At 44.5% G+C, this 10,203-nt stretch carries 12 protein-coding genes and 1 pseudogene; 9 read left to right on the plus strand and 4 right to left on the minus strand.

Annotated features, from left to right (window positions below; genetic code table 11):
- Window positions 1-479: pseudogene (locus F6J99_RS34695) on the minus strand (hypothetical protein); the annotation flags it as partial.
- A 792-nt stretch (window positions 480-1,271) separates the two neighbouring features.
- Here F6J99_RS34695 and F6J99_RS34700 point away from each other — a divergent pair.
- Window positions 1,272-1,472: a hypothetical protein gene (locus F6J99_RS34700; RefSeq protein ID WP_293119962.1), complete on the plus strand. Its 201-nt coding sequence runs from the start codon at window positions 1,272-1,274 to the stop codon at window positions 1,470-1,472.
- 133 nt (window positions 1,473-1,605) lie between these two features.
- Here the strand turns inward: F6J99_RS34700 and F6J99_RS34705 are convergent, their stop codons facing one another.
- The gene (locus tag F6J99_RS34705; protein WP_293119964.1) at window positions 1,606-1,764 is read right to left on the minus strand and encodes a hypothetical protein; all 159 of its coding nucleotides are present in this window, start codon (window positions 1,762-1,764) and stop codon (window positions 1,606-1,608) included.
- 159 nt (window positions 1,765-1,923) lie between these two features.
- On the opposite strand from F6J99_RS34705, the gene F6J99_RS34710 reads away from it, so the two are divergent.
- The 7 genes from F6J99_RS34710 to ndk all read left to right on the plus strand — a co-directional run bounded on the left by F6J99_RS34710 (window position 1,924) and on the right by ndk (window position 8,419).
- The gene (locus tag F6J99_RS34710; protein ID WP_293119966.1) at window positions 1,924-2,067 is read left to right on the plus strand and encodes a hypothetical protein; all 144 of its coding nucleotides are present in this window, start codon (window positions 1,924-1,926) and stop codon (window positions 2,065-2,067) included.
- A 21-nt stretch (window positions 2,068-2,088) separates the two neighbouring features.
- Window positions 2,089-4,755 carry a CHAT domain-containing protein gene (locus tag F6J99_RS34715; RefSeq protein ID WP_293119968.1) on the plus strand — a complete coding sequence of 889 codons (2,667 nt, stop codon included), beginning with the start codon at window positions 2,089-2,091 and terminating at the stop codon, window positions 4,753-4,755.
- A gap of 65 nt (window positions 4,756-4,820) precedes the next feature.
- Window positions 4,821-4,976 carry a hypothetical protein gene (locus F6J99_RS34720; protein WP_293119970.1) on the plus strand — a complete coding sequence of 52 codons (156 nt, stop codon included), beginning with the start codon at window positions 4,821-4,823 and terminating at the stop codon, window positions 4,974-4,976.
- A gap of 32 nt (window positions 4,977-5,008) precedes the next feature.
- A complete protein-coding gene (locus tag F6J99_RS34725; protein WP_293119972.1) occupies window positions 5,009-6,061 on the plus strand; it encodes a ParM/StbA family protein in 1,053 nt (350 codons plus the stop codon).
- A gap of 42 nt (window positions 6,062-6,103) precedes the next feature.
- A complete protein-coding gene (locus F6J99_RS34730) occupies window positions 6,104-6,829 on the plus strand; it encodes a hypothetical protein (RefSeq protein ID WP_293119974.1) in 726 nt (241 codons plus the stop codon).
- Window positions 6,830-6,845: 16 nt separating this feature from the next.
- Window positions 6,846-7,892, plus strand: a complete 1,047-nt coding sequence (locus F6J99_RS34735; RefSeq protein WP_293119976.1) for a D-alanine--D-alanine ligase family protein — start codon at window positions 6,846-6,848, stop codon at window positions 7,890-7,892.
- A 77-nt stretch (window positions 7,893-7,969) separates the two neighbouring features.
- Window positions 7,970-8,419, plus strand: a complete 450-nt coding sequence (gene ndk, locus F6J99_RS34740) for a nucleoside-diphosphate kinase (protein ID WP_070393679.1) — start codon at window positions 7,970-7,972, stop codon at window positions 8,417-8,419.
- A 135-nt stretch (window positions 8,420-8,554) separates the two neighbouring features.
- On the opposite strand, the gene F6J99_RS34745 is transcribed toward ndk, so the two are convergent.
- Window positions 8,555-9,289 (minus strand): DUF475 domain-containing protein, encoded by a 735-nt coding sequence (locus F6J99_RS34745; RefSeq protein ID WP_293119978.1) that lies wholly within the window; start codon window positions 9,287-9,289, stop codon window positions 8,555-8,557.
- Window positions 9,290-9,660: 371 nt separating this feature from the next.
- Between F6J99_RS34745 and psaM the strand changes: the two genes are divergently transcribed.
- Window positions 9,661-9,756 (plus strand): photosystem I reaction center subunit XII, encoded by a 96-nt coding sequence (psaM, locus tag F6J99_RS34750; protein WP_075900824.1) that lies wholly within the window; start codon window positions 9,661-9,663, stop codon window positions 9,754-9,756.
- An 11-nt stretch (window positions 9,757-9,767) separates the two neighbouring features.
- Here the strand turns inward: psaM and F6J99_RS34755 are convergent.
- On the minus strand, window positions 9,768-10,203 hold a 436-nt coding region (locus F6J99_RS34755), incomplete at its 5' end, for a hypothetical protein (RefSeq protein ID WP_293119980.1).

Here is a 10,203-nt window from a genome sequence, read left to right on the forward strand (position 1 = left end):
GCTGCTACCTGGGATAGCAGGTTTTCTGGCACTTCCGCTTGTGCTAATACTGCCAAGGGTAGTAACCCTGGGGTGGTAAGTAATGGTTGTGGATCACATTCCCAAATCCGAATCACCCGGTAGCGGAAGGATAGGTTCCTCTCGGTAAATTGATTCACAAATACTCCAGCTAATCGGGTTGGTTTCAGAAAAATTATTACCTGTTCAATATGACAGCGATACTGTCGATATAACCTCACCCAATAATCCAGCATCCGTAGGGGTAAGGGAGGTTCAGATTGGGGTAAGGTTTGAAATTCCAGATGCAAGATAGCATCAGCAACTCGCACAAAAAACAAGGCATCTGCCCGAATTGGTTCTGTGCTTAATTCGGTGTTGAGAATTTCGATATCCTCTGCTGGTTCTTGGTTAAACAACCAACGGGTAAAGGCTTGGGGATATTGTTCAACAAGATATTTTAGGGTACTATCGTAAGTCATTACACATCTGATCTAACTAAGTCAATTCTGGTTAACTAATCGAAAAGAGGGTTAAGAGCCACAAATTCGACGACTCGAACCTATCCCAAATCATCTTCAATTCTTGATGCAATAGCGAGTGGAGGAAACCCCTGCGTGAAGGCGCTGCATCGCTAAAGCCAGGGAAAGGTATGTCGGAAATATTGGGCACTTAACTCACTCTTGAAATTCCCAGTAAACCCCGACAATCATTAACGAAATGTCGGGGTTTACAACCCAGGTAAAATGATTGCTATTGTTGGGGTATTTTTTATATTTTATCACATTTTTTAACCATAAATTTAATTGAAGTAAAGTAATTTTCTTAAACGTATTATTCGCTAAAAATGGTACTAACTTATTTAAGTTAAATCTCTATTTTTCTATTAGTCAGAGGCAACGAGATTCAAAAGTCCCCCTTATTAAGGGGGATTTAGGGGGATCTAAAAGGAATCACCCAAACTGACATGTGTCTTAAATAAAGGGTGCATTTCCTAAAAGCTGTTTGACTCGGTGGTGCGTTACGGGGTGGGCTATTTCAATGGTGGCAAAGAGGCAGAAAATCAGGGCGAGCCCACCCCTAACGCACCCTACGCAAAATTTACAAAAGTGAGATACACCCTAAATAAACGCTAATGTATGCTTTCTAATTTCTATGCAATAGTTTTTTTTTACTAATCCTAAAACTTCCAAAAAAAAACTTTTTAATACCCTTGAAAAACCAATTCATAATCATTACAATAATCAATATAAACTAAGTTGGAGTTTTTCACAATGTCAGAACAATTTACTCGCAATTTCAAGAAAAAACCGACTCAGCACACTCTCAAAGGTCCTCGTGAATCAGTAATCAATAGTATGCATATGCTTTATTCCCTAGGCTATGCCGAGATTGCCGAGTGGACTCCTCTAGAACCAACGGATATTCCAGGAGAAGTAATGACTACTATGACGAAGTATTGGTTGTTGCCATAACACCTTAACTTTCTGGGGGGTTTTCCCCCCCTTGGCCTTGGGTTTCGGAAATTTCTGACATATGTGATTGCCATAGCCGTGGATAGTATTTCTACGGCTATTTTTTTTTGAATTAAGAATTAAGAATTAAGAATTAAGAATTGGGAATCGGGAATTGGGAATCGGGAATCGGGAATCGGGAGTCGGGAGTCGGGAATCGGGAATTGGGCATTGGGAATCGGGAATCGGGAATCGGGAGTCGGGAGTCGGGAATCAGGAATCGGGAGACGCAAGAGAGTTTTGTTCCCCCCAAAATTGGGGGGCTAGGGGGGCGTGCGCCATACCCAGAATCAGCAACACCCAATAATTACCGAGACAATTCTTTCCTTCTGCCCTTCTCCCCATTTCCCTGTGATCGGATCTGACGAAATCGCCCTTACACAAAAAAACTACCCCTCTCTCCTTTTCTCTGTTGTTCTCTGTTCTCCCCCCACACTCCCCCTTTGACCCTAAATGTAAAAACCTACTCCCGACTCCCGACTCCCGATTCCCGACTCCCGACTCCCGACTCCCGACTCCCGACTCCCGACTCCCGACTCCCTTTGCTATCATTTAAATCTGCAACTGGCATTCTCCCATGAGCCGCCAATCCAGTGTCCGTATCGTTCTAGGACTTCTTTTCCTCTCCAGCGTCACCATTACCCTGTGGCTCGGTGATCTTCCTGCTACCACCTGGCAACTGCAAGTGGGAAACCCAGCCACAGCTCAATCTCCTGATGCTAGGCAACTTGTCCAACAAGGGGTGGAACACTACCAACTCGGTAATTTTACTAGCGCTATAGAGTATTGGCAAACTGCCCTAACTACTTATCAACAAACCAACAACCGCCCTAACCAAACTATTGTTCTAGAAAACCTAGCGAGAGCTTATCAGCAAATTGGTCAAATCGACCAAGCCATTAACTACTGGGAAAAAGTCATCACTAATTATCAGCAACTGGGGGATTTACAACAGGTAGGGCGGATGCTTACTGAACTGGCTCAAGCTTATAGTAAATTGGGGCAAAATCAAAAAGCGATCGCATTATTATGTGGTACCATTAATTACGATTACCCCCAAGATCACCCCTGTGTGCCAGAAAGTGCCTTACAACTGGCTCACAGCCATCAAGACCAACTTGGAGTTGCTGCGGCTCTGGGGAGTTTAGGGGATGCTTATCGCCTCAGGGGCAAATACGATCTAGCGATTAACTATCTCGAAGAGAGCTTAACGATTGCCCAAGAAATTGACCACCTTCCCTATCAATCCTCAGCCCTGAATAGTTTAGGAAATGCCTACAGTAGCAAAGCTCAGCTCAGCTATCGTCGGGCAAACTCTGCTGACAAAATCGGCTACACAAGAAAGGCTTTGGCACTCGAAGCAAAAGCTAAAAATAACGATAGCGAAGCACTAAAGTATTTTCAGAAAAGCCTCGATATTGCTATTACTCAAAACGACCAATCCGGTCAAATCCGGGCAAGGCTTAATGAGATTCCCCTGTACTACCGCCTTAGTGAATCTAGCGCTAGTGTTATGAAATGGCAAAAAGAATGGCAAAAAGCCTACTCCCTCTTGGAAACTCTACCAGATTCCCAGGATAAGGTTTATGCTGCCATTGAGTTAGCTAACCTGTTGCAACCGATTGCTCCAGCTCATGAAACCAGTCCCTGGATGCGATGCTATCAGCCCAAACTAGAACCCCAGGCTACTGCACTCCTCGCTCAAGCAGTTTCAATAGCGCAACGGATTAATGACCACCGCTCCCAATCCTTTGCCCTAGGGGAACTGGGTCATATCTATGAGTGTCGTGACCAGTATACCAAAGCCCTAGAGTTAAGCCAACAGGCTAGGTTAGCAGCTGAGCAAAACTTGCTCGCAAAGGATAGTCTGTACTTGTGGGAGTGGCAAACAGCACGAATTTTTAAAGACCAGGGGAAAGTAGATGAGGCAATTGGAGCCTACGAAAACGCGATCGCTACTCTCGAAACAATCCGTAGCGATATCCTAACTGCTAGTCGAGATGTCCAATTTGATTTTCTTGACACCGTTAACCCAATTTACCGACAGTTAGTGGAATTGAGGTTAGAGGGAGATCAAACTTTCCTAAAATCAGCTTCACCCGATGTGCGTACTCAGAATATTAACATTGTCCTGAAAACCATTGATGGTCTCAAACTAGCAGAATTACAAGATTATTTTGGTAACGACTGTGTGTTAGCACCAGTGAATCCAGCCAGAGTTGACCTAGTCAGTACTCGGACAGCAGTGATTAGCACCATTATCCTCAAAGACCGAACTGCAGTAATTTTAAGTCTGCCGAATGGTGAAAAGCAATGGTCGTGGATTGATAGTAATCGCGACAGTCTAAGAGAAGACATTAATCAATTTCGTGAAGAACTAGAAAGCTTTTTTCAGCCTTACAATTCCCAACAAGCACAAAAAATTTACAATGGGTTGATTCGTCCTTTTGCTAATCAATTAGAACAAGCTCAAATAGAAACCCTGGTCTTCATCAATGATGGCATCCTACGCACTGTGCCAATGGCAGCCCTCCACGACGGGGAAAAATTTTTAATTGAACGCTATGCGATCGCAACCACTCCCACCCTCACCCTGACTGAGCCTAAAGCATTAACAGCTGGGAGTTGGCGAGCACTGGTGTTGGGCTTAACCAAAGAAGCTATTGTCGATGGTCGTACATTTCACGCCTTGAGCAATGTATCCACAGAAGTTAAGGCAGTGACACAGACCATACCAGATAGCAAACAGCTACTGGATGAGGAATTTACCCGCGATCGGTTACAAGAAGAATTAGGCACAACAGTTTACCCGATTATTCACATAGCTACTCACGGTGAATTCGGCACTGAACCCGAAGATACTTTCCTAGTCACTGGGGAAAATGATCAACTCACCATTGATGAATTAGATCGGGTAATTCGCAGTGTAGCTAGTACTACTGAGCCAGTGGAGTTACTATCCCTTACTGCCTGTCGAACCGCCACTGGTGATGACCGAGCAGCATTAGGTTTAGCAGGTGTAGCTATTCAAGCAGGAGCCAGAAGTGCTTTAGCATCGCTTTGGTTCATTAATGATCAAACCACTGCCGAAATTGCTGCCCAATTTTACCAGGGTTTGCGACAATCAAACTTAAACAAAGCCCAAGCGCTTCGTGCTGCTCAAATCGCTTTACTTGAAGCAGGAGGACAATATGCTCGCCCCGCCTATTGGGCACCTTATCTAGTAATTGGAAATTGGTTGTAATCTTAGGTGTGTCAGAGATTACTGAATCATTAATCTACTATTATATGGAATAGTTTCCAACAGACTTGAGTCAACTTGCGTCTCCTGCAAACCTAGAAGGTGCTGCATCAAGACAAGAATTTTTGGCCCTTGGTGCCACAGCGATCGCAAACAGCGTGATCAATGTCCGCACCCCGCTCTTGCCTAGACGGGGCTTCCAAACATCGGACTATTTTTTGTGAGTTGAGTTAGACAAACTCTTATATACTAACCAATGACTGCTAAACAGCTTGCTACCATCGTGAACAAAGTTCCTATTCTCAGCATTGACTTAGGTCGCACCTCCACTAAAGCTTGTATCAGCCGTTACCCCGATGGTGTAGTGCTCATTCCTGCCAACGTTGCCCATCTTACCGTTGAGCAAGTGCGTCGGGGTGGGTTTGAAGCTCGACTGGGTGACCCTCTATTAGATATTTGGCTGGAGTATCAAGGCAAAGGATACGCCATTGGACAACTAGCTGCTGACTTCGGAGCTAACTTGGGTGTTGGTCAATCGAAAGTAGAAGATGCCTTGATAAAAGTTTTTGCCTGCGTAGGACATTTCGAGCTTCAAGGTGACTTGGCAATTATCATGGGATTGCCCTACCATTCCCAAGAGCAGTTTGAGCGTGAAAAAGAGGAATTAATTGGTATCCTGGCTTCTCCTCATGTCATGTACTACAGAGGGGAACAAGTCTCGATTACGATTAAGAAAGTTTGGGTAATACCAGAGGGCTATGGTAGCTTGATCTGGGTTGAAGTTCAGGAAAACGATCCATCCGATAGCGGATTACATGACCGTTCCGTCGCCGTTGTGGATATTGGCCACCAAACCACTGACTTTATCATGGCAGATTCGTTCCGATTTGCTAGAGGAGCATCTCAGAGTGAAGCATTTGCCATGAATGAGTTTTATGATCAATTAGCTGCCCAAATTCAGGGAGCTGACAGTCAATCGTTACTATTAATCAAAGCGGTTAATCGTCCAGAGGGAGAGCGATTTTATCGTCCTAAGGGTGCTGCTCAGCCCACAGACCTCGACGAAATTATACCGAGTTTGCGCAAAAGTTTTGCCCGTGAACTATCTGATCGCTTGCTCGCTTGGCTACCAGAACGCACCACAGACGTAGTCGTGACCGGTGGTGGTGGACAATTCTTCTGGAATGATCTTCAACTTATCTTTAAGGAAGCTAGACTCAAGGGTTACTTAGCTCAACCCTCTCGAAAAGCCAATGCTTTGGGACAATACATTTATGGAGAGGTGCAGAAGCAATCAGCATCTCGATAAATTTTATTGTAATTATCCAGTAGGATTATAGGAATAATTCCCATGGCAGCGATCGCAAAAAAAGTAAATAAAACAGTAGCATTTACCACTAACCGGGAGGATCAAGCCCTACTAAAGGCAGTGGAGAAAGAACTAGCTAAGGGTCAGTATCCTAGCTTTAGCATGTTTTGCAAGCAAGCTATCCAAGAGTTTCTGTTAAAACCAGAATCCTCTCAGGAAAAAGCATCCTCCCAGGAAACAACCGAGGGAACAACCGAGGAAACAGCAAGTGTTGGAAATCTTGAAGACAAGCTAACCCAACTGCAGCAGCAATTAACTGAAGTGGTACAGACGTTATCCGTTCAGAGTCCTAGCCAACTGAATAGTCAGCTAACTGATCTGACTCAACGAATTGAGGAAATAGACTCTAATACAACTCAACAATTGACCCAGTTACAACAGCAGCTTGGGAAATTAGAGCAAGTTCTATCTACTGAAGAATCCTCTGAACAACTTGATGATCAATTGACAGCCTTAATCCAACAGGTCAAGCAAGTCGATGACCGTTCTCATCAACAACTCGAACACTTAAAACAGCAAGTTGCTGGTGTAGAAACAGTGCTGTCCAATTTTAGTACGACGGATGTGTCTCGCGCCACAGAACAGGGATCCACAGCAAAAGCGACTAGAGAGTCAGATGCTACGGCTCAAGTAGGATGGGAAAAAGACGCTGATCAATCTGATGATCCGTTACTAAGTCGCTTGGGTTCTTTATTAGAGGATTTTTAATTAACTGTATACTAATATGACAAAACGCAGAGTTGGACTGCTGTTTGGTGGTGTCTCAGGAGAACACGAAGTTTCGATTAGTTCTGCAAGAGCGATCGCAAACGCTCTGTGTGCCGATGAAAATGCCTCTAAGTACGAATTGGTGCCAGTGTACATTCAAAAAAATGGCATCTGGACAGCGGTCGAAACTATCGCACAGGTTTTAGACTCGGGAACTCCCCTAGAATCTGCTCCTAAGGGTAATGTCTGGGAATTTCCTGCCGTTGTCAGTGAGGTAGATGTCTGGTTTCCCATCCTCCATGGGCCAAATGGGGAAGATGGCACAGTTCAGGGATTACTAACCCTAATGGGAGTCCCCTTTGTCGGTAGTGGTGTTTTGGGTTCAGCTGTAGGCATGGACAAGCTGGCAATGAAGACAGTATATGCCCAAGCCGGATTACCCCAAGTCAACTACATGGAAGTTTTGCGATCGCAAGTTTGGTCTGATCCCTGTGTATTTACCAAACTCTGTGACCAAATTGAGGAAACCTTAGACTATCCCTACTTTGTCAAACCAGCTAATTTAGGCTCATCGGTAGGGATTGCCAAAGTGCGATCGCGTTCTGAATTAGAAGCCGCCTTAGATAATGCTGCTAATTATGACCGCAGGTTGATTGTAGAAGAAGGGGTAGTAGGGCGAGAAGTAGAGTGTGCTGTACTAGGGAACGATCATCCCAAAGCCTCAGTAGTTGGTGAAATTACCTATGAGAGTGATTTCTATGACTACGAAACCAAATACACTCAGGGTCAAGCGGACTTGTTAATCCCCGCTCCCTTGCCTAGTGACGTAACTAGTCAGATTCAGGAAATGGCAATCCAGGCGTTTACTGCCGTTGATGGGGCTGGTTTAGCACGGGTAGACTTCTTTTATGTCGAAGCCACTAAGGAAATCTTCATCAACGAGATCAACACCTTACCAGGTTTTACGGCAACCAGTATGTATCCCCAACTGTGGGCAGCTACAGGTGTTCCGTTTCCAGAATTAGTGGATCAGTTAATTCAACTAGCAATAGAGCGGGCTTGAATCTTAGTCCTAAAGGAATATCATAGGAAAGGCTATGCCCAAGATTGACCTGAGTTAAACAATTTGAGGAGATAAACTTGGAACGGACATTTCTGATGGTTAAGCCGGATGGTGTACAACGGAATCTTGTTGGTCAAATCATCCAGCGTTTTGAGACAAAAGGTTTTACCTTAGTTGGGCTGAAGCTTATGAACGTCAGCCGTGAACTTGCCGAACAGCATTACGCTGTTCACAAAGAGAGACCTTTCTTTCCCAAACTAATCGAATTCATCATCTCTGGTCCTGTAGTAGCAATGGTCTGGGAAGGAAATGGAGTAGTGGCTTCCGCAAGAAAGATGATTGGTGCTACCAAACCTCTGGAAGCTGAACCAGGAACCATTCGGGGCGATTATGGGTTAGACACAGGTCGCAATCTTATCCATGGCTCAGATGCCATTGAGACAGCGCAGCAGGAGATTAGTCTTTGGTTTAAGGACGAAGAGCTAGTTAGCTGGGAACCAACCATAACCTCTTGGCTTTATGAGTAACGGTAACATTTACCTTTAAACGGGAAGTCCAACGCTCTACCCATGTTTGGTGAGCGTTGGGATTATTGATTGGGAGATGGCGGAATTCTTCCCGACTCTTGTTAAAAGCAGTTAGCGGCTAGCTTCTTTTGCCCTTTAGTCTTTCGTCAAAGCCGGTCGCCCTTCGTTTTCTACAGGAATTGGCTCAAGGTCTGGGGTCTTAGACTTTTCAGAAAATCCCCACATGAACACTAGGGCAATGGCAGCAACCATTAACCATTCCGGTGGCACTAATTCCGGTTTAATCGCTCTGACCAACAGCCGCAATCCCACAAAACCCACGGTAATGTAGCCAGCATCCTCCAGATAGACATACTCTTTCAACCAACGAATAAATAAGCCCGCCATGAAGCGCAGGGCAATTACCCCAATGGTGCCACCAGCAATAACCAGCCAGGTCTGGTCAGAAATTGCGATCGCTGTCGTGACACTATCCAAGGAAAAAGCTAAATCGGTAACAGCAATTAGCGGAATTGCCTGCCATAGAGAAGTGAACTTCGGGCCATGATGGTGATGGTCTTGATCTTGATCAGATCTGAAATACTCAAAGACCAACCAGAGCAGATAGGCTGCTCCCAATAACTCAAACTGCCAAAACTGCACTACCCAAGTGGCTGTGAGAATCAAAGTGATTCGTAGCACATAGGCAACTGCTAAGCCCAAGTTAAGAGCATGGCGTTGAAGTTGTTTGGTCTGTAAGCCTTGGGAGATCGCAGCTAATGCGATCGCATTATCAGCAGACAGTACAGCTTCTAGTGCCACCAGAATCAACAAAACCACAGGAGCCTCAAGCCCAACATTAAACGATGAGTTAAGAATTTGGTCTAGCATTAAAAATTATTAAGGTCTTAAAGGGTTAACTTAGTATATGTAATATATGTAATCGCCAAAATTACTAAAACTTTGATATCTAACTTAATTAATCTTAACATTTAATCAGAATTTTAGTGCAGTGCGACCCTACTGAGGTTCCAACACCCACACCGAACCGGCAGCAAGATAAAGGTACATAGCTGTGATCCCAATTTGATATCAACCTAAGCTACAAGGATTCTAATATCTGGATTGGACAAGTTATTGTGATAAAATTCCATAACTAGCCCAATTAGTTGGCTGTGGTGCGACCCGTGGCAAATTTGATTACGGGTCAAGGGCACCGTTAATGGTATAGAATATCGCTCAAATAAAGGAGATTGTATACGATGGCTATTTCAGATGCGCAAGTTATCGGAGCTCTATTGCTGGCTTTGCTTCCGGGATTTCTAGCCTTCCGGCTGTCTACGGAACTTTACAAATAATCCTGGGAAGCTCAAAGCCTTGCTCCAAAGCGGCCTGGATCTAGAGCGGACAAAGGATCAACAAAATCGTTTGATTGACCCCAGCCATAATCTAGGATGTGGGTGGGGTTAGCTAAACTAGTTAATGAATCGCGAAGCCTCATTAAAGCTAGTGAAATCCATGGGGAGATGGAAAAGAGGAAGAGAACCTTGCTAGCTAAGTCTTTGATGAATAAGTCTTTGATGAATAAGTCTTTGATTAAAAAGAGGGGCTTGTCACAGTTGATTGAAATATACACTAATCTACCACTATCTCCAAGCCTGTGGTAGATCATAACTAGGGCACTTGTACCACTCCGTAAGGCGGTCGAACTTACGGGACTCTCCAGGAACACTCTAAGGAAGTATGCAGATAATGGGACAATCAAATGGGAAAAAACCCCAGGAGGAACTAGATTCTTTGACACA

Origin of the sequence: Moorena sp. SIO4G3 (assembly GCF_010692305.1) — a bacterium.
GTDB classification, from domain to species: domain Bacteria; phylum Cyanobacteriota; class Cyanobacteriia; order Cyanobacteriales; family Coleofasciculaceae; genus Moorena; species Moorena producens_A.

Bases quoted from the DNA above. Each gene is read 5' to 3' on its own strand.
- psaM (WP_075900824.1), top strand. From the start codon at position 9,661: ATGGCTATTTCAGATGCGCAAGTTATCGGAGCTCTATTGCTGGCTTTG.
- F6J99_RS34730 (WP_293119974.1), top strand. From the start codon at position 6,104: ATGGCAGCGATCGCAAAAAAAGTAAATAAAACAGTAGCATTTACCACT.
- F6J99_RS34700 (WP_293119962.1), top strand. From the start codon at position 1,272: ATGTCAGAACAATTTACTCGCAATTTCAAGAAAAAACCGACTCAGCAC.
- F6J99_RS34735 (WP_293119976.1), top strand. From the start codon at position 6,846: ATGACAAAACGCAGAGTTGGACTGCTGTTTGGTGGTGTCTCAGGAGAA.
- F6J99_RS34725 (WP_293119972.1), top strand. From the start codon at position 5,009: ATGACTGCTAAACAGCTTGCTACCATCGTGAACAAAGTTCCTATTCTC.
- F6J99_RS34745 (WP_293119978.1), bottom strand. From the start codon at position 9,289: ATGCTAGACCAAATTCTTAACTCATCGTTTAATGTTGGGCTTGAGGCT.
- F6J99_RS34715 (WP_293119968.1), top strand. From the start codon at position 2,089: ATGAGCCGCCAATCCAGTGTCCGTATCGTTCTAGGACTTCTTTTCCTC.